Here is a 20,129-nt window from a genome sequence, read left to right on the forward strand (position 1 = left end):
TGTCCCCTCCTGTTCCTAATAGAATGAATAGCGGTACATGCCGCCGACAAAACTGTCGTCGTCGGACGTCCAGGCGTTGACGCTGAACCGGCTGCCCAAATCATACTGGGCGCCGAAACGGTTGTCGTCGTGATTTAACCCGAAAGCCGCCGTAAGCATGAAGTTATCAAACAGATATTTGCCCATTTCGATGTTGTAATAGTTGTTGCTTACATCGCTGTGCTTGTCGCTGAAATCCAAAGACCCGTTGGTAACGGTCAGCATGTCCAGATACAGCGCCTTTTCCAGCTCCTGCGTAATACCCAGGCTGTTCAGGGTCATGCGGATACCCGAACCGACGAGGGTACTCATGTCCTCGCTGTTCAGGGAGCTCTGCTGCTTACTGCTGCTGTTGCGCAGCGTAATCAAGGAAATGATCTGCTGCTTCGTAAGCGGCGGGTCCGACCGCAGCACCAGGTCCATATTTTCTACAGGACCTCGGAGCGTCAGCAAGACGCCGTACTGGCCGACGCGCGTGTTCCCTTCGATGTCGACAGACGGCAGGAACGAGCCGAACTGATTGAAGTCAGCCCGGGCTTTGGACAGGCGGAACGTCGTATTTAAATAATAGACCGTCCCGCGCGACGCTTCGAACCGGCCCGACGGCACAGGCCACGTCGTCGACCCTCTGAAACGAGCAGAGCCATGTACCATTAAATCATATAATGCCGGATTATACAACCTCACTTTTTCCCCTAAGTTTACAGAAACGTCCAATTCCAGCTCTGGAGCGCTGGAACTATCGGAAAAGCTCAGGGGTATATCCAGCGTCGTGTTCGCTATATCGATAGAACCGCTCAGCTTAGGACCTCGCTGACCTTCGCCTAAGGTAAAGGTTCCGTTCAGCGGCCCCTTAAAATAATCGCAGTCCAAGGCCAGTTGATTCAAAAACAGATTGCCTTCATACTTTGTCAACTGCCAGCCGTCCCAGGCGGCCTGCCCTTGGACGAAAACACTGCCCGGATCTTTGGCTCCTTTTTTGTCCATCGTCGCCGAGGCGGTTACAGAGACGTTCTGGCCGCCAAATACGATATTGCCCGTAATGTGTTCCAGCGGATAGGCGACATCGCTGAACTGGATGGAACCGTCCTGCACGCTCACGCTGCCGTGTATCTGAGGCTCTGCCAGCGTGCCTCCCAGCTGCAGAGACCCTTCGACGCCGCCCTGCGCCGATTCGACGGCAGGCGTTAGGACTGCTAAAATATCCAGCCCCGTGTTGTCGAGCTTGAGCGTCACGTCCATCGGCTCGGCGCCCCGCCCGCCGTGAAGCGCGCTGACAGGTATGTCGCCGTAGGCCGCGACTTTATAGGGATCGCGGGCTAAATAGGCCTGATCGATATGTATATTTCCATCGCGGATGTTCAATAAGGCAAAGCCGTTGGTGAAGGATACGCCGTTAATAGCGCCGCCGTTCAGCTGCGCCGACACGTCGGCTTCCAAATCGTCGCCCGTGCCGCCCAGGGCCGCGGCAAAATCAATGGGCGTATCGACGGCTACGTCAGTCTGTCCCAAAATATCCAGCAAGATGCGGGACGGGAAATTGCGGGCCGCCACCTGCATATCGACGGGGCCGTGGAAGGCATAGGTCCCCTTCGCAGCCAACAGGCTGTCGCCAGTCTTCAGGGCCAGCTTATTAACCTGTACCGTTCCCTTTTCCAGGCGAATATCTATATCCGCCGGCTCGACAGCTTGTCCGGCCAGCGATGCGTCCGTAATCTGCCCTGTAATAGACGCTTTCGGATCAGACGACGTGCCTTCCAAATCAATTTGGCCGTTTATATGGCCTTCTACCTTCTGTACAGGCACGGCGGCCAGCTTCAGGATGCTGGCGATGTCGCCGTTGCGAACGCCGGCCTGTCCGCGCATCCAGCCGTCTTCCGTGCGGTACAGCAGGTTCGCATCGTACGAGCCGCCGCTTTGGTCAAAGTGCAGGTCCGTCAGGCGCACCAGCTTGTCATAATACGCAAAATCACCGCGTACGTTCGTCAGCTCCATGCCGTTGATCGTAATCGTATCGGCCCGCAGAGAGCCCCCGGCCGTCGGGTTGTCCGGCGTGCCGCCAATATGGGCGCTGACGTTGAACACGCCGCTCCGCGGCAGGCGGCTGCGCGGCATCATGCGGGAAATATCCAGTTCCTTTCCTTCAATATCCAGGTTCAAGGACTGGCCGACAGAGCCCTGTACGGATACAGACGCGTTGTACGACGAAATATCGCCGTTCGAAATATAAAGGACGCCCTGATCCAGGCGATAGTCGGCGCTGATATTTTTATATAAGTACCCAGCGTAAGAACCGCTGGTCAAGTGGAAGGTTCCCTCTGCGACCGGGTCGTCTATGGTTCCGCGAATCGACACGGTATTATCCGCCCAGCCCGTCATGGGCAAATCGCCCTGCCCAATCGCCGGCAGGAGTTTTTCCAGGCGCATGTGCTCCGTAGTCATCGTCCCGCTGACGGCTCGCGTATCTAAATCTACCGTTCCCGACAGTGTATGAACGCCGTCTTTATATCGCCAGTATGCAGCGGGGATTTCAATTTGACGGCCGACACCGCGAAGGGTTCCGTCGATAGAATCAAAGGCCAAGTGCTGAATCGAGCCGTTCCGCCCGCTGACAGACAGTTCCCACTGCAGGTCGGGGCCGTATACATGGCCTGCCGCCGACACAGAGCCGCTCATAGGCACGGAAGCGGCAGAACCCAGCACGTCGAGGGACACGTTTTCTGCCGTAAAGGCAATGTTCGGCGCGCCCGTATACATATCATAGGTGCCGCCGCCCCGAATCGTGCCGCCGCCGACAGCCATGTCCAAATTCGACAGGGTAATAACTCCGTCGGTGTAGGAAAAATCGGCAGAACTGCGATCTGATTCTATGCCGTCGTATGAAAGGCCGTAGGCTTCCGCCCGGCCCAAAGCCTGTACCGTACCGCTCTGGAGATTGCCGGCCGCCTGGACTTCTGCCGAAACAGCCCCCAATACGGAAACGGGGACCGCAGGAATCTGCGACAAGTCGACAGACGCAGCCTTCGCCTCGGCGGTGAAATCGCCCGTATCGGCATGATAAGCGCCGCGGCCCGTAATCTCGCCTCCGGCGGCATGGGCTTTTAGATTTTCGATCTGCGCCACGTGGTCTGCGTAGGAAATATCCGCCACGCCGTCGTCGAGAAGCCAGCCGTCGTAAGCGACGTTCGAAGCGGTGAGCTTGCCCTTGCCGCTTACGTCGTCGGCCGTCCCCCACAGGGTTCCCTTAAATCCGACTGTACCGGAAACGGGAGCCGGTATAAATTCAGAAAAAGCGTCCAGCGCCGCACCCGGCACGTCGACGTCTATATTGAATACAGGAGACGCGCCGTTGGTCTTCACAATGCCGTCGGCCTGAAATTCCTGGCCGTTGATCGTCCCCGATACACCTTTCAGCAGTACATCGTCCGTCCCCAGGGAAACATGGCCCGTAAGCCCGTCTACGCTGAGGCCGTACGCTGCGGCTGCGCCGTCTGCAATGTCGGCCTGCCCCGATACGAAGAGGCCGTCTTTGCCGTCGGCTACCCGCGCTTTTACATTCTCGGCAGCGCCGCCGAGAATCGTCACGTCTACGTCCTTTGGAATAAAGGGAGCGGCATACGACGCGTCGATGCGTTCGGCCTGTATCGTCATATCATATTGCCGCGCCGACGTATACGTTCCCGAAAGAATCAGGTCGTAGCCGTCCAGCGAGGCATCGGCTGTCAAGGCGATGGCCTTGGGGTATTCGGCAAAGGACACGGAGCCATCTACGTCTTCCAAAGCCACCGTCCTGCCGCTTCCATCAGGCAGCAGCACGCGCACGACGCCGTCGCTCAGGCGCACGACGCCGTAAAAATCTGCGCCCCTTTCCGTATCACTCGGTTTAATAAGGGCAGCAACATTCCACGAGCCGTCTTCATTTTCCCAGAGATGCACTACGGGCTTGTCGACGGCTACTGTATCCAGCGACGCCAATACGTTCCCATCCCATAGAGAAGGCAGTATTTTGACGGGATTGACATACACGTCGATATCTTCGCTTTCCAGCACGATCCGCCCCTTCGCGTCGCGGATAACCGGACGGGATATGGTCACCTTCCCCGTCAGGGAAATATCCATCGACGCGAAGGATAAGGTTCCGTTTAGCTTGCTATTTGCTGTTGTCGTTACGATTTCGCTCAGCTGCTGCGTTAAAGCCGGTTTTTCCATCCAAAAAGCCGCCGTGGCCGACAGAAAAAAGGCCGACGCAGCGCAGCCGGCTATCCATTTTTTCTTCACGCCGAGTCTCCCGCATGTACATATAAAAAACAAAAGTGTATGAATCTCTTTTTATTCTACCTAGGCCGGTACATAAAATCAAGAAATATATGGCGTCCTTCAAAAATTGTTTAAAACTTGTGACACGCCGTCTGTATTGCAAAGAAGGTCATAAGCCGCCGTCCCGATGGACAGCGCTTATGACCTTGCAATACGCCTGTATATAATTTATTCCGTCATGGACGGGATGACGACGCCGGACCGAACGTCTACGCCCATCGCCTGTTCCAGCTGGGCAATGCCGACGTTATAGTCGTACAGCGCCTGAATGTAGTTCGTCTGCGCCTGATTCAGGTTTAACTGCGCGTCGAGAACGTCCAGGTTGATGCCGACGCCGGCCTGATAGCGGACGCGGGCAATCTTGAAGCTTTCTTCGGCTTCAGCGACGGCAGACTGGCTGGCTTCTACGCGCTGCGCGGCGCTGCGGATGTTCAGGTAAGCCTGCTTAACGGCCAGCTGAACGGCTTCGCGGGTCTGCTGTTCCGTTTCACGGGCAGCCAGCAGGGCCTGCTTGGCTTGTTTAACGCGGGCGTTCGTCGCGCCGCCGTCAAAGAAGCTGAACGTAATGCCGCCCGTTACGCGCCATGCACTGTTGCCCGAGCCGGGGAAATCTTCGTCGCTCCAGTCGTTGCCGGCTCCGATAGATACGCTTGGCATATTGCCGGCGTTGGCGATGCCGATATTTTCTTCAGCCTGACGGACGCTCAGCGCAGCCTGCAGGACTTCCGGCCGGTATTTCATAGCGTAGTCCAAGGCTTCCTGAAGGGAAATATCGTACGATTCGAAGGGGAGATGATGGTCTACGAGCTCCAGCTTCGTCTGCAGCGGCAAGCCGAGGATGTTGTTCAGGTTCGCTTCGGCAACGGCCACGTTGTTGTCTGCCGTGACGGCGTTCGTCTTGGCGTCGGCCAGGGAGACGTTCGACGTGAGGACGTCGAGCTTGGCGACGGTGCCGACATTGTACTGGGCCGTGACGTTATCGACGTGGCCCTGCATATTCGTGACCGCTTCATGGTATACGTCGCGCAGCTCTTCATATGCCAGCAGGCCGAAATAGCCCTGAACGGCTGAAAGCTTTGTCGCCTGTTCTACCCGCAGGATTTCTTCCTGGGCGCTGGTCTTGCCCAGCTTAGCCACGGCAATCTGTCCTTCTACGCGGCCGCCCGTATAGAGGGGAATATTGACGCTCAGGCCGTGACCGAAGGAGTTGGTAATGCTGTCCCGGTTATTCATGCCGGAGCTGCCGCTGTTTTCACGGCGCGACGCGTCGAAGGTGTAGCTGAACTGAGGCATTTTGCCGGCCCGCGCTTCATCGATGTAGTATTCGGCGCTCTTCAGGTCATAATGGGCGACCTTGATATCGCGGTTATAATCCAAGGCCATCTGCACAGTCTTGGGCAGCGTCAGCTCGACGGCCTGATCCGGAGCTACCCGGCCGATGACGATAACCGGGTCCTGCTCTTTTTTAGCGGCGCGCTTCTGCGCTTTCTTTTCCGATTCCGCTGCGATCTGGCGGGCTAATTCTTCCCGCAGAGCCGGCGTCACGTCGACAGGACGCACTTTCGCGACGCTTACCGGCGCTTTCGGCGCCGCTTCAGCCGATGCCTGGGCAGTGTCTTCCGCAAAGGCCGACGCGCCTCCCAAAGTCGTTACCATCATGGCGATGATTATCTTTCTGTACAAATTCTTATTCATCTTGGGTACCCCCGTCAATTATTTTCTATCCTTTATCATAAAACTGGAAATATGCTAAAAAGCATAGTTGATGCCGTAATAATTGCCGCCGTCGCTCCTGTCCATGGGACGGGTAAACTGGCCGAATAAATAAATATCCGGCAAGATGCGGTACTGGGCCTTCACGCGGTACCGCCAGTCGTTGGGGTCGTACCCCTCCAGGCTCAGGCGGAACGGCCCGTCGGCGAATAAATCGACGCCGACGCCCAAATCGCCGTTGATCAGGCCGAAGCGGCTGTCAAACCAGGAACTGCGGCGTCCAAACTGCAAGTTGAGATTCGTACCGTTGCCAATACTTTCAGCTCCGACCAAAGCGAAGGAATTGTTCCGGTACACCCTAAAATTTGCATGGGCCCCGCTTTCACTTTGCGTATCATTATACAGGAAGCCCGCTTCTCCTTCAAACTTCACGTCGCCGCTGCCGCCGAGGATATTGTTGACCTTCGTCGTGATCTCAGCCGTATTGTGCAGCGTCGTCTGAATGTCTGCCTGGCTCTGCGGATTGGTCGTCATCGTTTCCATAGAGCGGGCAATTGTATCGAAGCGTTCCGTAATATTTTTCATATTGGCGGCCATTTCCCGGACGTTGGCCGACGTGGCCCCGTCGCCGTCCAGCTGCTGCAGCGACGCGTTCATCTGCGCCGTCATCGCCGCCATATTGGCCGTAATCTGCTGAATATTCGCGGCGTTGGCCTCCATCATGGCGCTGGTCTGTCCCGTAATGGCTTCTACATTTTGAATAGAGCCGCGCATCGCCGCCTGGGTCTTGGCGTCGCCGAGGATAGCGTTGATATTTTTTATCATATCATTGGCACCGTTGATCAGCGTGCTGGCGCTGTTCATCATGTCGTCCATGGTTTTGCCCTGATTGCTGTTCAAGGTATCGCCGTCGGCCAGGATATTGTTTTTATCATTGCCCGGCGTAATCGCTACGATTTTTTCGCCCAGCAGGCCGTCCGTCGTAATCGCCACCCGCGAATCCTTGGGAATTTCCGTCCCTTCGTCAATCCGCAGCACGATATCCACGCCGTTCCGAAGGGGCGTGACCTTTTCTACCTTGCCGACATGGACGCCTACGTAGCGTACGGAATTCCCCTGCTGCAAGCCGTTGGCGTCATGAAATACGGTGTGAACCTCGAAGCCGGGATTGCCGAATATCTCGGCGTGGGCCAAGGTGATGATGACATATGTAAATACCAGGACGCCGACAATGGTTACGAGGCCGACCTTGGCTTCCGCACTCCATCTCATAGCATCGTCTCCCTTTCCTCGGGCAGCTCGCCGCCGTAAATAAACTGCAGTACTTCCCGATCTTCTGTATGTTTAAATTCTTCCTTCGGCGCGATCAGCCTGAACCTGCCGCCCTGCAGGAAGGCTATCCTGTCTGCGGCATAAAAGGCCGACCGCATATCGTGGGTAACGAGAATCGACGTGGCTTTCAAATGCCGCTGCATGCCGACAATAAGGCGGTTAATATCCATGCTCCGCAGCGGGTCGAGCCCGGCCGTCGGTTCGTCGTATAAAATAGTCTTCGGGTCCAGGGCGATTGCCCGGGCCAGGCTGACGCGCTTTTTCATGCCGCCGGACAAATCGTTGGGCATCATGTCCTCAATGCCCTCCAATCCGACGAGGCTGAGCTTTTCCCTGACGATTGCCTGTATTTCCTCCTCGCTGCAGCGCGTACGCTGCCGCGGGCCGAAAGCCACGTTCTCCCCTACGGTCATAGAGTCGAACAACGCCGAGTATTGAAACACCATGCCCATATTCCGGCGCATTTCATTGAGCTGCTCTTCGTCGTACGGCGTAATGTCCGCGCCGTCCACAAAAATGCGGCCCCTTGTCGGCTTCTGCAGGCCGATGATCAGCCGCAGGATCGTACTTTTCCCCGAACCGCTGGCCCCTAAAATGGCCAGCGTCTCCCCGTCGCAGATGTCGAGGTCGACGCCGTCCAGGACAACCTGGCTTCCATAGGCTACGGTTACATCGCGCAAACTAATCATAGGCTCTCCTAATACAAAATGACAGACAATAGGTAATTGCATATAAAGATAAAAATAATGGACGTGACGACAGACTTAGTCGTCGCCTGGCCTACGCCCTCTGCGCCGCTCTTGGCGTGCATGCCTTCATAGCAGGCAATCAGGGCGATAATGCCGCCGAAAAACATGGCCTTGATCAGGCCGTATACGATGTCTCCTACCTCGGTAAACAGCTCGACGGAATTCATATACGTAAAATGAGTCAGGCCGGCGCCAAAGGTCGCTACGGCGTAGCCTCCGGCCGTACCGATGACATACCCGTAAAACGACAGGATCGGCACCATGATGACGCAGGCGACGAAACGGGGTACGACGAGGTAGGCAATCGGATTGACGGCCATGCAGCGCAGGGCGTCGATTTGCTCCGTAACCTTCATCGTGCCCAATTCGGCCGTCATGGCCGCACCTACGCGACCGGCGACGACGACGCCGGTCAGAATCGGCCCCAGCTCGCGGCCCATGGCGATAGACATGACGCCGCCCAAGGTAGACTGGGCGCCGTACCGCAGCAGGATATCCACGATCTGCAGGGTCATAACCATGCCGGCAAAGAGAAGGGTCAGGCTGACGATGGGCAGGGAATTGACCCCCAGATGAGCCATCTGCGCGACCGTCAGGCCGCGCTGAATTTTGGGAAGCTGTCTCAGGGTTTGGATGAATAAAATAGCTAGAACGCCGACCTGTTCAAAGATATGAAGGGTAAAGCGCCCTACTCTCTCCAATGCCTCCTGCACCGACAACCACTCCTCTCCGGCTTTGATTTCTCCGTCTATTTTACTATACCATCAATAATGGGCCGCTGTAAAACGAGAAACGAGAATTGTTAAAAAATTGTTAGAAAACTGAAAAAACCTTTTGAGTTTTCTTATAAATAAGATAATAGCATTTTATCCTGCAAATGGCAAGAAAAAAGATGGCTCCGTCCCGTCCCGCCAAAAACAGATGTGGTATAATACATACAGACAAGTATAGTTATATTTCTATTAAAAGGAGCGATACGCATGAACGAAACGATACAAACCTTAATTTCCCGCCGCAGCATCCGCAAATACAAAGCGGAACAAATTCCCGAAAGCGACTTGCAGCAAATCCTGGAAGCAGGCATGTACGCCGCCAGCGGCATGGGCATCCAGCCCGTCACGATGGTCGTCGTGCAGGACAAGGAGACGATTGCTAAATTAACCGCCATGAACGCTAAGATTATGGGAACGGACAGCGATCCCATGTACGGCGCGCCAACCATTGTCGTCGTGTTGGCCGACATGGAAAAATCGGCCAACGCCTGGTCCGACGGCTGCCTGGTCATGGGCAACCTCATGAACGCCGCCGCTTCCTTAGGCATTGGCTCGTGCTGGATCAACCGGGCCAAGGAAGAATTTGAATCGGCCGAAGGCAAAGCGCTGCTCCGCCAGTGGAACCTGCCGGAACACCTCGTAGGCGTCGGCCACTGCATCCTCGGCTACGCCGACGGCCCCGTGCCGGCAGCAAAACCGCGCAAGGCCGACTTCGTAACTTACGTCCGCTAATTTCATACCGTCAAAAAAACTGCAGCAATGCCCTGCCGGCACTGCTGCAGTTTTTATATTTCATCATATAGGAAGCGCGCCAAATACGACATATCGTAAATAGCCTGGGCTTCATGGACTATCCCGTCGGCCATGAGACAGCACACGTAGGGCCGGCCCTGTTTCCAGACGATGCCGCAGTCGTGATATATGCCGTCCAGCTCGCCCGTCTTATGTTCTACCGCCACGGTATTGGGAATTTGCGCCGGCAAAATGCAGTTATCCTCCTGCTGGGCCAGGATAGCCCGCATCGCCTCGTCGCGCCGCCCGTCGACGCAGGTCCCGGAGGCCAGGCGCAGAAACAAGCGCCCCATATCGCCGGGAGACGTCACGTTTTCTTTCCCCTGGCGGGCCGCCTCGAAATCCATCATCTTGCGCCGCAGCAGTGTATGCTCCATGCCCTGCCGCCGAATTTCCTCGTTAATGGCGTCGAAGCCCAGCACATCGATGAGCATATTCGTACACGTGTTGTCGCTTTCGACGATCATGTGAAACACCAGCGTACGAAGAGATACTTCCGTCCCCTCCGGCAGGCCGTAAAACGAACCGCCTTCGACGCCGCCGTAAACGGGATAAGTTGTATCAAAGGACAACTGTCCCTCTTTTTCCTGACGGAAGACGCAGGCCATGATGGGTACCTTGATCAAGCTGGCCGACGGCATGACCCGGTCGCGATAGAAAAAGTCGTCGCCGCCATCCAGAGGGCGGCAGTACACGGACACGGCGGCCTTGTCCTGCCAATGCGTTTCTATATAGTTCTCCAGCCGTTCTTTGCATAAGGCCACATCTACTCCTCCTTCGCCGTCTTTATCGTTTTTTCTCCGCTAGGCGCAAGGCCGCGGCATTCCGGGCAATACCCGTACCATTCCAAATTGTGCCCGACAATATCGAACTGGGTCTTCTCGGCTAATTCCGCTTCAAATCCCGCCAGGGGACAGTGGTCGATTTCCACGATGCGGCGGCATTTCAGGCAAATCAAGCGGTGCCGATGGCCCATTGCCCGCAGGGAAAAGCCGTATTTCCGAGAATCAGGCAGATAATGCTTTTCCGTCAGCTCCTTGGCCGTAAACATTTCCAGTATGCGGTACACCGTGGAAAAGTTGATGCCCTGTCCTTGGCCGATGAGCTCCTGATAAATATCTTCCGCCGTCAATACGCCGCCGTGCCGGTACAGCGCATCCAGGACCAGCTTGCGGGTCCTGGTGCTCTTTAATCCGCAGCGGTGGAGGCATTCTTCACGGGCCTCGTTATGTATTATGTCGTCCATAGCTGTACCTCCTTACGGCCGCCGGGCCTGCGCCGTTTCTTTATATGCAATGACGGCCAGCAGCATGAGAACGGAAACAATCGCCGTCACGCCGCCTGGCGCGGCGTCGATTCCGTAGGCGATGCCCAGGCCCAGAATAATATCTAAAAAGCTGAACAGGACGGACCATACCATAGTCCGGCGAAATCCCTTCCGCAGCTGCAGCGCCGTAGCTACCGGCAATGCAATGAGCGAACTGATGACCAGGATGCCGACGATGCGGATGGACACGGAAATCGTCGCCGCGACGAGGACGGCAAAGACGTAGTTGATCAGACGGCTTTTTACGCCGGCGATTTTCGCCCCGTCTTCGTCAAAGGTCAGCATGACCAGCTGGGGGTACAGCTTGATAATCGTCAAAATCGACACGATGCTGAGCAGCAGGACTGACCATACGTCTTCCCGCGTCACCGTCAGGATGCTGCCGAATAAAAAGGATTCCACGTTGGTATGCACCATGCCGGAGCTGATAATCGTAATGGCAATGCCGACGGATAAGGACAGGATAATCACCAGTATCAGCTCGGCGTACTGACGGAACCGCTGGCGCAGCACTTCGATGAGAATGCCGAAGACCGACGTAAGGCCGAAGGCGCTGAGGATGGGATTGGCGTCCAGCAAAAGGCCGATGGCTACACCGGCCAGGGACGCATGGGATAAGGCGTCGCCGATCATGGAATAGCGGCGCAGCACGAGGAATATGCCGATGAGAGGGCATACGATGGAAATCAGCACGGCCACGATAAAGGCGTTCTGCATAAAAGCGTACTCAAACATTGCCGTCCCTCCCCATGTTGTCCGATACGTATTCGCGGATATAGTCTTCCGGCGAGCAGAAATGGCCGCCGCCGTTGACGACGTGAAACATCTTCGTCGAATTCTTAGCGGCGAACTTCAGGTTATGCTCTACCGTCAGGACCGTTACGCCCCGGTCCTGATTCAAATGGCGGATAAAGGGATACAGCTCCATCTGGCTCTTGACGTCGATGCCCGTCGACGGCTCGTCAAAAATGAGCAGATCAGGCTCGCCCATGAGGGCCCGGGCAATGAGCACCTTCTGGCATTGGCCGCCTGACAAGTTGCCTATGAGCTGGTCCTTTAACTCATATACGTTCATTTGCTCCAGCGAGCGTCGGATAATATCCTTATCCTTATATCCCAATATTCTGCGCTGGCAGTTCAGCACCTCGTAGACTGTAATGGGAAACTGGCTGTTCAGCGTTTCAAACCGCTGGGGCACGTAGGCGCAGCGGCGGAAGGTATTGGAAATCGTGCCGCGGCTCGGCGACAGCAGCCCCAATATCAACTTGATGAGGGTGCTCTTGCCGCTGCCGTTTTCCCCGACGACGGAAATATAATCGCCGTCCTGCACGGTCATCGTAACGTCCTGCAGTAAATAGGGCCCGTGCTCATAGGCAAAGGACACCTTTTCTAATGAAATCATAGCAGCTCCTTCTTATCATATAAAATACCTGCTCTATTATATAGTCGTGAAAAGGAAAATGCAAGGCATTTGCATTTATTGACAAGGGACGACGGTTAGTGCTATGATACAGTTTATACTATACGTATATATTCCTATTTCAGAGGAGGATATGTTATGAAATCATGGCTTACAGCCTGTATCACAATGATAGCAGCGGCCGTGCTCCTTGCGGGCTGCGGCGCCCAATCCGACGGCTCCGTCCAGTCCGACGGCAAACTGAAGGTCGTCGCCTCTTTCAACGCGATGAAAGAATTTACCCAGGCCGTCGGCAAGGATAAGGTCGACGTCGTCACCTTGATTCCCGACGGCACGGAGCCCCACGATTTTCAGCCGACGACGAAAAATCTAAAGGAATTGAGCCATGCCCGTTTATTCGTGTACAACGGCCTGGGCATGGAGCCTTGGGCGGATAAAACGCTGGAAGTCGTAGACAATAAAAACCTCGTCGCCGTCGACGCTTCGAAAGGCGTCCAGGTAATCGCCAATACAGACAAACACGATATACACGAACACGGCCGCGACGACCCCCACTGCTGGCTCAGCCTGCAGGCTGCTCAGACGGAAGTGCAGAACATCGCCGCCGCCCTGGCTGAAGCCGACCCGGCCAACGCCGAATTTTACCGTGAAAACGCCGTCGCTTACAACGAACAGCTCCAGCAGGTGCTGGCGGAATATCAGGAAAAATTCCAATCCGTCCCGAACCGGCAGTTCGTCACAGGCCACGCCGCCTTCGCCTACTTGTGCCGCGATTTCGGCCTGACGCAGCGCAGCGTCGAGTCGGTCTTTGCCAGCGGCGAGCCGAGCCCTCAGCAGCTGGCCAGCCTGGCCGATTTCTGCAAGCAGCATAAGGTGAAGACGATTTTCTCCGAAACCATGGTCAGCCCCAAGATTTCGGAAACCCTGGCCAAGGAAGTAGGCGCGTCGGTTAAAACGATCCACACCATCGAAAGCGCCGAAGGAAAGGCAACCTATATAGACCGCATGCGCGACAATATCGAACAGATTTACCAAAGTTTGAAATAGAAGACGCGCCGGCAGACAGAAAAACGACTGTCCGCCGGCGCGTTTTATTATTTGGCGCTAGGCTTCATCCATCGGCGCCGCTGCGCTTCAATGAGGGCCCAAACGGCGTCGACATCGTCGATAGCGGCGTATTCATATTCCCGTTCCTGTATGAGTTCATTAAAAAAAGCAAAATGAAAATCATGCCAATCCACAGGCCTCTTATCGAAAAGAATCGTCCCCGACCCGTCGCCATTCTCCCTCTGCTCCAAATACCGCAGGGTGTGATAAAACCGGCAGACCAGGCGGCTGCGGTACACCGTAAGAATCCGCTCGCTCGTCAGCACGTAGGCAATCTGCCGCCGCTGCCAGCGGCGATGGACAAAGCGGCCGACGCTGCAATACGCTCCTGCTGCTATAAAAGGCAGGCCGAATAAGGGCGCGACGAGACCCCACAGGCCCGGAACAGACAAGGCTGCGCCTTCCCAACCTAGGGCAAACAGAAAAAGCAATAGCCCTATAGGAACCTTCAGTATATCCGATGGTTTAACCAGGTTGCGCCACGAGCAGCCCGGCTTGCCCTGCCACAAAATCCGTTCCCCTTCGTACAGCGAAATCGCCGTTCCTTTCTCCATCGCCGTCACCTCTTTATCTTCGCTGCGCCCGGCAGCTTTATCCTGCCGGAACCAGCATACAATCAGCTGCACAAAATCCCTGTAAAGGAATTTACTTTACAGGGATTTTTCATATGCAGGTTATTTAATTATACCATAGGACCTGCCGCAGGGAAACTCGCGAAGCCTATCGTCAATGCTGAGCCGGTACGGCCTTCGTCTTGCCGTCCTGTACGGCAGCCGGTTCGACGCCTTCCATCTGGATGGCGTTGCTGCGCGTCACGGCGCTGATGCCGACGAAGAGAACGCCGCAGACAATCCATTCGGCATAAATGACATGCGGCAGAACGCGGACGGCCGGTACGAACATCCAGGCTACGAGAACGACGACCGAAGCCAGAATCGTATAGAAGGCGGCTGCGCGGGAGCAGTATTTCGGCGCATACATCGTCATGAGAACGATGACGCTGAACGCCGTCATGAGGCTGAGGCCGGCCATGAGCGTGGAGATGATGCCGCTGATGGTCAAGGCAAAGCTCAGCGTAAGCAGGCCGAGGAGGAATACGGAAATACGGGTGACGTTGAGGTACTTGCTGTCGGACATATTCGGGTCGACGAAGCGTTTGTGAATGTCATGGGAATACAGCGTCGCCGAGCTGAGCAGGAGATTGCAGGCGCAGCTGACGTCGGCTGCCCAAAGAGCCGCCAAGGTAATGCCGGCCAGCCACGGGTCGAGGGACATGATGACCTGGGGCAATGCAGCCGTAGCCGAAATGTTGGGATATAATTCCGAAGCGATGACGCCGAGGAGGGCGCTGACGAAACCGATCGGCAACATGAGCAGGCCGCCGATGATGAAGCCTTTGCGGGCCGTGTGCACGTCTTTTGCACCAAGGGAAATCTGGATGATGCTCTGAAGGGACAGGTTGACCGTAATGAGGACGATAATCCACGTAACGATGGTCATGGGTCCTACGCCGTCGATGAAATCGAGGCCGTGAGGCATGGGCAGGTTCATCTGGATTTGATCCATGCCGCCGGCCATGCGCACTGCCAGTACGACGGCCATGAGGATGCCGGCGTATTTCAGGGACACGTTCATGAGGTTCGTAATGCTGGCCGACCACATGCCGCCGATCAGGGTTACACCGATGAAGACGACAGCGCTCATGAGCATCCCTGTCGTCGGCGTGAAGATTTCCGGCATAAGGGCGGCGAGAATCATGCCGCCGGCAACGTACTGCATGCTCATGACGACGAGCTGTACGATGATCTGGCAAATGATGCCGATAATCATGCTCTTCTTATCGTAATACCGTTCCAGCATTTCGGGAATCGTCGTGATGTTGAGGCTGCGGTATTTTTTAGCGACGGTCATGCCCATGACGATCGCGCCGATGCCCCAGGCCGTCGTGTACCAGCCGGCGGAAAGACCGGCTTTATAGGCCTGTTCGGCAACGCCGATAGTCGACGCGCCGCCGACGGCCAGGCCGACGATAGAAACCATGATAAGCGGCGTCGTGAGCTGACGGCCGGCCAGGATATAGTTTTCCGCCTTCCCGGCAGCGCGGTGCTTCGTGTACCAGCTGATTAAGAAAATCGTACAAATGTACAAACCTACGACAATAACTGAACTGTTCATTTGGGTTGCCTCCTAATGGATGATATGAAGAAATATAATAGCTAGATTCCCGTTTGATATAAAAAAATCGCCCCTCCATGAGGGACGATGAACTCGCGGTACCACCCTGCTTACCTGCATTCCAGAATACAAAAAGGGTGATACCCAAGGGACGAACATCTCCGCGGTACCACCCTAATAATCTCGAATCAGATCAACTCATAGCAATGTAACGGTCGCCATACCGGATCGGCCTACTGATTTCTGTTCAGCCTCACAGTTCAGGAAAGAACTTCACGCTGCATCACCTGCCGGTTTACACCGCCCACCGGCTCTCTGCGAGGGTATTTGCAGCCCTACTTTTTTCCGTCTATACCTTTATCGGGAACTTATATTGTGTCGTGATTTCATTATACGAAAAATAAGAGAATTGTCAATATGCTTTTCTGTAATTTTTCTTATCTCTCAAACGTTAAAGGTTTTACTTTGCATGAGCAGAAGACCGGGCGGAAAATACGCGCCGCCGGCCATACCAATAAATGGCCGCTGCCGCCGGCAGCGACGCCAGGAGGACAGGATAAAAGAAGGAAATCGGCAGCGCACCGAACAGCAGGCCGCCGAACAAGGGCCCTAAGGCCATGCCTAAATCGATGCCGATATAATAGGTGCTGTTCGCCAAACCCCGCTTCCCTCCGACGGCCACGACGATAGCCAAGGCCTGGCACACGGAACACATTACGCCGTAGCTGCCGGCCATGAGCACCGCCGCCGCGATCATTTCCCAAAAGCTGTCCATGACAGCCAGCAGGAGGATGCTGCCCGCCGTGCAGAGGCAGGCCATAATGAAGAAAAACTGAAAGGATAAGCGGTCGAACAGGTCGCGCATCGCCGTCCGCAGCAGCAATAGGGCTACGGCATAGGCCGGAAAAAACATGCCGGCCGAAAAGGGCAGCCCCTTCGCCTGCACGTACTGTACCAGAAAGGACTGGGTAGCGCAGTACGGAATGGTAAATACCATGATGAGGAACGATACGGGCAGGACGCCTGTATCGACAAACTGATCGGGCAGGAAGCCCTTGCCGGCCGACGGCAACGGTTCGTTTTTATACGATACGAACTGGATAAGGACGATGATCGCTGCGGCAAAGGCCGTGGCGACGCAGAACGCCGCCCGGTAACCGAGATGATGATAGCAGTAAATCCCAATGGCCGGCGCCAGGGCCATGGCCAGGGCGTTCATCGTGCCGTACACGCCCATGCCGGCGCCCATATGCTCTTTCGGCAGCAGCAGGGAAAACCATGTCGACAGGCTGATAGAGCACAGGGCAAAGCCAAAGCCGTTGATAACGCGGGCCGCCATGACGACCTGCGGGCTCCAGGCGAAGACGTATCCGAGACAGGACGCAATCAGGCACACTGCGCCGATACAGGATAATACGTATTTTCTCACCCTGTCGGAAAAAGCCCCCACAAAGGGCCGGCAGCACAGGGAGCAAAGATTCATCAGGCCGCCGATAAGGCCCATCAGAGCCGCGCTCGCCCCCAACGAGCCGGAAAATCCGGTAATGATCGGCGTAACTGCCATGGGGCTGGAAAAATAAAAGAATCCTGCCGCCAACAAAAGAACTTGGTCTCTCCGCTTTCCATCACGCATATGATCTTTCACTCTTTTCTCCGTCCGCATGCTGCTGTCCATAGCAAGACAGGCCGTTTTTCTGCCTTTATCATATTCCTAACCCGCCGGCTGTCAAGGAATCTCCTCCCGGACGAAGGAACGCAGCAGGATGACCACTTCCGTCTCCTTGGACGACGTATAATGGCTGCGGAATAATTTCCCCAGCAGCGGAATATCTCCCAATATCGGCACCTTGCGCAGGCTCTCCACGTCTTCCTTGCGGATGAGTCCGCCCAATACCAGCGTCCTTCCGGGCAGCATGCGAACGACCGTCTTGGCCTGACGCGTGGCGATGCGGTAGGCCTTCATTTCATTGACAAATACAGGCGTGCTGACTTCGGCCTCGATAGCCGCCGTCACCGTCCCGTCGTCGTGAATGCGCGGCACATAGCGGAGCTTCACGCCGACGTCCTTGTACTCCGTCGTGGCCGTCTTTTCGCCACTGCTCATGTATTCCGTCACGACGGGAATTTTATCGCCGATGAGGACACTCGCCTCCTTACCGTTCAGGGCAGCCATGCGAGGCCTGGCCAGTACAGAAGCCTGGCCCTTTTCTTCCAGCGCCTGTATCTGGGCAGCGAAAGAAAATCCCTCATGTCCAGCGCCGCCGCTCACGCTGGACCAATTCCATTCGACGCCGGCTTGGCGCAGGGCGCTCCGATCAATAGAGGCAATCTCTACCTCGACGTCGACCTGCCGCGGCTTCGTATCCAGCGCCGCGACGAGGTCCTGCACGGCGCGATGCTCCCGCGGCGTTGCTCCGACGACGAGCGTATTTGTATCGTCGTAGCAGCGGACGTCTCCGTCGGGCACCATAGCCCGGACGGCCTCCTGCACGTCTGTCGGGACGGCGTAGCGGAGCTTCCACGTCCGCAAGGATTTCGCCCCATCCCTTTTCTTCCCGGCCGTCATGGTCCGTACAGGCCCCTCTTTTTCGTAATACAGGTTTTGACTGGCAGCAATAGCGTCCAGCGCGTCTTCGACGGTAACGCCGTTTATGTGCATGGTCATCGTCCCCTGCACCGTATCGTCGACGATGAGGTTTATATTGCCGCTGCGGGCCAGCCCTTCCAGCACGGAGCGGACAGGGGCCTCGCGGACGTGAACGGACAAGGAGCTGCCGGCCCAAACCGGCCCGTACCATGCGAAAGCCATCATAATGAGGATACATCTGCAAACTTTCATAGTCATCTCCTTTACATGCTTACGGCCGCGCAGATTCCGTCTTTTTCCAGCTGCGCGCCGTCTTGATATACGCTGACGACGGTATATCCATCGAAGCTGTCCCCTGCGGCGCAGACCAGCGTTTCCCCGCGATGGCGGAATAAAGCCAGATAGGCTCCGTTATGCTCCATCGTGCCGCAAAGGACGGGAAGCTCCGCAGCCGGAGCCGCCGCAACGGGCCGCGCCTTCTCTGCAGAATCGGCAGCGCTCTTCGGCGCGCTGCCGGCAAATATATCGGGCAGGGGCCTGCGCCGCAGAGACGGCGCAGTACCTTCGACCAGCCTGCCTTCAGGGCGCTCCTCTTCTGCATCCCTGTCAGAGGCAGAAAAAACGGGAGGCGAAGAACTGATATCGTTCTTCGTCTCCCGTATGATTTCCTGCCGCCCTGACGGAACGCCATCCCAGCCCCACCAGATACCTGCCAAACAAAGCAGGATGACTCCATACGGGAGCCATGTGTTTCTGTGATGAGCTGCTGCGTTCCTTACCAGATGCCGAAGGGCCGACAGATTACGCTTTATCATCGTATCCGTTCGGATGGCCGCTGTGCCATTTCCAGGCGTCGGCAATAATCGTTTCAATTTGGCTGTACTGGGGCTGCCAGCCCGTCAGTCGGCGGATTTTTTCCGACGACGCGACGAGGGCCGCCGGATCGCCGGCACGGCGCGGGCCTTCTTCGACGGCAAAATCTCGTCCTGTCACGGCCTTCGCCGCCCTTATCATATCGCGCACGCTGAACCCGTGCTGCGAGCCCAGGTTGAAGGCCTGAGACTGCCCGCCTTCCGCCAGGTACTGGAGGACGCGGCAATGGGCGTCGGCTAAATCGACGACGTGAATGTAGTCGCGGATACAGGTGCCGTCTTCTGTAGGATAGTCCGTACCGAAAATAGTGATATGATCCCGTATCCCCTGGGCCGTCTGCAAAATAAGCGGAATGAGGTGCGTTTCCGGCGTATGGTCCTCGCCGATGCTACCGTCGCGGGACGCGCCGGCAGCGTTGAAATACCGCAGCGCCGCATACCGCAAGCCGTAGGCCCGGCTGAACTGCGCCAGCATCTGCTCGATCATGAGCTTCGTCTGGCCGTATACGTTCGTCGGGCAATAGGGCATATCTTCCGTAATCGGCGTCTGCTCCGGCTCGCCGTACACAGCTGCCGTCGAGGAAAATACAACATATTTCACTCCGGCCCGGCGTACGGCTTCCAGCAGGCAGTACGAACCGACGACGTTATTGTCGTAGTAAATCGTCGGTTTTTCCATCGATTCGCCGACCTGGCTGTGGGCGGCGAAATGCATGACCGCGTCGATGCCTTCTTCTGTCAAAAGAGCGCTCACGGCGTCGACGTGATGAATATCTTCGACGACGAGGCGCACGCCGTCGGGCACGGCGCCGCGATGGCCCCGCGATAAATTATCGAGGACGACGACGCGGCAGCCCCGTTCGAGCAAGGCCCGCACGGTATGGCTGCCGATATACCCGGCGCCGCCTGTAACTAATACGTTCATA

At 56.2% G+C, this 20,129-nt stretch carries 17 protein-coding genes and 1 other annotated feature; of the genes, 2 read left to right on the plus strand and 15 right to left on the minus strand.

Translation table 11 applies throughout. The features are described 5' to 3' along the window. Nucleotides 1-15: 15 nt before the first annotated feature. The 5 genes from B5F80_RS05630 to B5F80_RS05650 all read right to left on the minus strand — a co-directional run bounded on the left by B5F80_RS05630 (nucleotide 16) and on the right by B5F80_RS05650 (nucleotide 8,863). Nucleotides 16-4,317 (minus strand): translocation/assembly module TamB domain-containing protein, encoded by a 4,302-nt coding sequence (locus B5F80_RS05630; protein ID WP_087477843.1) that lies wholly within the window; start codon nucleotides 4,315-4,317, stop codon nucleotides 16-18. A 207-nt stretch (nucleotides 4,318-4,524) separates the two neighbouring features. Continuing rightward, on the minus strand, nucleotides 4,525-6,051 hold the full coding sequence (locus B5F80_RS05635; RefSeq protein WP_087477844.1) for a TolC family protein: 1,527 nt from the start codon (nucleotides 6,049-6,051) through the stop codon (nucleotides 4,525-4,527). Nucleotides 6,052-6,105: 54 nt separating this feature from the next. After that, on the minus strand, nucleotides 6,106-7,341 hold the full coding sequence (locus B5F80_RS05640; RefSeq protein WP_087477845.1) for an MlaD family protein: 1,236 nt from the start codon (nucleotides 7,339-7,341) through the stop codon (nucleotides 6,106-6,108). Then, nucleotides 7,338-8,090 (minus strand): ABC transporter ATP-binding protein, encoded by a 753-nt coding sequence (locus B5F80_RS05645; protein WP_087477846.1) that lies wholly within the window; start codon nucleotides 8,088-8,090, stop codon nucleotides 7,338-7,340. Before B5F80_RS05645 ends, B5F80_RS05640 begins: the two co-directional genes overlap by 4 nt. Nucleotides 8,091-8,098: 8 nt before the next feature. Next, complete coding sequence (locus tag B5F80_RS05650; protein WP_087477847.1) at nucleotides 8,099-8,863, minus strand: ABC transporter permease; 765 nt, start codon at nucleotides 8,861-8,863, stop codon at nucleotides 8,099-8,101. Nucleotides 8,864-9,130: 267 nt separating this feature from the next. On the opposite strand from B5F80_RS05650, the gene B5F80_RS05655 reads away from it, so the two are divergent. Further along, on the plus strand, nucleotides 9,131-9,655 hold the full coding sequence (locus tag B5F80_RS05655; RefSeq protein WP_087477848.1) for a nitroreductase family protein: 525 nt from the start codon (nucleotides 9,131-9,133) through the stop codon (nucleotides 9,653-9,655). Between the two features lie 53 nt (nucleotides 9,656-9,708). Here B5F80_RS05655 and B5F80_RS05660 read toward each other — a convergent pair whose 3' ends face one another. The 4 genes from B5F80_RS05660 to B5F80_RS05675 are packed head-to-tail and all read right to left on the minus strand — an operon-like array spanning nucleotide 9,709 to nucleotide 12,444. Then, the gene (locus B5F80_RS05660; RefSeq protein WP_087477849.1) at nucleotides 9,709-10,479 is read right to left on the minus strand and encodes a serine hydrolase; all 771 of its coding nucleotides are present in this window, start codon (nucleotides 10,477-10,479) and stop codon (nucleotides 9,709-9,711) included. A 2-nt stretch (nucleotides 10,480-10,481) separates the two neighbouring features. Further along, nucleotides 10,482-10,961, minus strand: coding sequence for a transcriptional repressor (locus tag B5F80_RS05665; RefSeq protein WP_087477850.1), 480 nt, complete (start codon nucleotides 10,959-10,961; stop codon nucleotides 10,482-10,484). Nucleotides 10,962-10,973: 12 nt separating this feature from the next. Further along, a complete protein-coding gene (locus B5F80_RS05670) occupies nucleotides 10,974-11,777 on the minus strand; it encodes a metal ABC transporter permease (protein WP_087477851.1) in 804 nt (267 codons plus the stop codon). After that, the gene (locus B5F80_RS05675) at nucleotides 11,770-12,444 is read right to left on the minus strand and encodes a metal ABC transporter ATP-binding protein (protein ID WP_087477852.1); all 675 of its coding nucleotides are present in this window, start codon (nucleotides 12,442-12,444) and stop codon (nucleotides 11,770-11,772) included. Before B5F80_RS05675 ends, B5F80_RS05670 begins: the two co-directional genes overlap by 8 nt. 156 nt (nucleotides 12,445-12,600) lie before the next feature. Between B5F80_RS05675 and B5F80_RS05680 the strand changes: the two genes are divergently transcribed. Continuing rightward, nucleotides 12,601-13,509: a metal ABC transporter substrate-binding protein gene (locus tag B5F80_RS05680; RefSeq protein WP_087477853.1), complete on the plus strand. Its 909-nt coding sequence runs from the start codon at nucleotides 12,601-12,603 to the stop codon at nucleotides 13,507-13,509. A gap of 47 nt (nucleotides 13,510-13,556) precedes the next feature. Here B5F80_RS05680 and B5F80_RS05685 read toward each other — a convergent pair whose 3' ends face one another. The 6 genes from B5F80_RS05685 to galE form a co-directional block, all read right to left on the minus strand. Beyond that, nucleotides 13,557-14,195, minus strand: coding sequence for a hypothetical protein (locus B5F80_RS05685; RefSeq protein WP_087477854.1), 639 nt, complete (start codon nucleotides 14,193-14,195; stop codon nucleotides 13,557-13,559). A gap of 100 nt (nucleotides 14,196-14,295) precedes the next feature. Further along, a complete protein-coding gene (locus tag B5F80_RS05690) occupies nucleotides 14,296-15,744 on the minus strand; it encodes a sodium:solute symporter family protein (RefSeq protein WP_087477855.1) in 1,449 nt (482 codons plus the stop codon). 144 nt (nucleotides 15,745-15,888) lie between these two features. Continuing rightward, nucleotides 15,889-16,105 (minus strand) — a binding site (T-box leader). Nucleotides 16,106-16,204: 99 nt separating this feature from the next. Then, the gene (locus B5F80_RS05695; protein ID WP_158099958.1) at nucleotides 16,205-17,377 is read right to left on the minus strand and encodes an MFS transporter; all 1,173 of its coding nucleotides are present in this window, start codon (nucleotides 17,375-17,377) and stop codon (nucleotides 16,205-16,207) included. Nucleotides 17,378-17,470: 93 nt separating this feature from the next. Further along, a complete protein-coding gene (locus tag B5F80_RS05700; protein ID WP_239386313.1) occupies nucleotides 17,471-18,583 on the minus strand; it encodes a secretin N-terminal domain-containing protein in 1,113 nt (370 codons plus the stop codon). Nucleotides 18,584-18,594: 11 nt separating this feature from the next. Continuing rightward, nucleotides 18,595-19,047 carry a hypothetical protein gene (locus B5F80_RS05705; RefSeq protein ID WP_087477858.1) on the minus strand — a complete coding sequence of 151 codons (453 nt, stop codon included), beginning with the start codon at nucleotides 19,045-19,047 and terminating at the stop codon, nucleotides 18,595-18,597. An 85-nt stretch (nucleotides 19,048-19,132) separates the two neighbouring features. Further along, a complete protein-coding gene (gene galE / locus B5F80_RS05710) occupies nucleotides 19,133-20,128 on the minus strand; it encodes a UDP-glucose 4-epimerase GalE (protein ID WP_087477859.1) in 996 nt (331 codons plus the stop codon). Nucleotide 20,129: the final 1 nt, after the last annotated feature.

The sequence above is a fragment of the Megasphaera sp. An286 genome (assembly GCF_002163455.1).
Taxonomy (GTDB): Bacteria; Bacillota; Negativicutes; order Veillonellales; family Megasphaeraceae; genus Megasphaera; species Megasphaera stantonii.

Coding starts and splice junctions, on each gene's coding strand:
- galE (WP_087477859.1), bottom strand. CDS start 20,128: ATGAACGTATTAGTTACAGGCGGCGCCGGGTATATCGGCAGCCATACC.
- B5F80_RS05665 (WP_087477850.1), bottom strand. CDS start 10,961: ATGGACGACATAATACATAACGAGGCCCGTGAAGAATGCCTCCACCGC.
- B5F80_RS05695 (WP_158099958.1), bottom strand. CDS start 17,377: ATGCGTGATGGAAAGCGGAGAGACCAAGTTCTTTTGTTGGCGGCAGGA.
- B5F80_RS05640 (WP_087477845.1), bottom strand. CDS start 7,341: ATGAGATGGAGTGCGGAAGCCAAGGTCGGCCTCGTAACCATTGTCGGC.
- B5F80_RS05675 (WP_087477852.1), bottom strand. CDS start 12,444: ATGATTTCATTAGAAAAGGTGTCCTTTGCCTATGAGCACGGGCCCTAT.
- B5F80_RS05635 (WP_087477844.1), bottom strand. CDS start 6,051: ATGAATAAGAATTTGTACAGAAAGATAATCATCGCCATGATGGTAACG.
- B5F80_RS05690 (WP_087477855.1), bottom strand. CDS start 15,744: ATGAACAGTTCAGTTATTGTCGTAGGTTTGTACATTTGTACGATTTTC.
- B5F80_RS05670 (WP_087477851.1), bottom strand. CDS start 11,777: ATGTTTGAGTACGCTTTTATGCAGAACGCCTTTATCGTGGCCGTGCTG.
- B5F80_RS05700 (WP_239386313.1), bottom strand. CDS start 18,583: ATGAAAGTTTGCAGATGTATCCTCATTATGATGGCTTTCGCATGGTAC.
- B5F80_RS05680 (WP_087477853.1), top strand. CDS start 12,601: ATGAAATCATGGCTTACAGCCTGTATCACAATGATAGCAGCGGCCGTG.
- B5F80_RS05645 (WP_087477846.1), bottom strand. CDS start 8,090: ATGATTAGTTTGCGCGATGTAACCGTAGCCTATGGAAGCCAGGTTGTC.
- B5F80_RS05655 (WP_087477848.1), top strand. CDS start 9,131: ATGAACGAAACGATACAAACCTTAATTTCCCGCCGCAGCATCCGCAAA.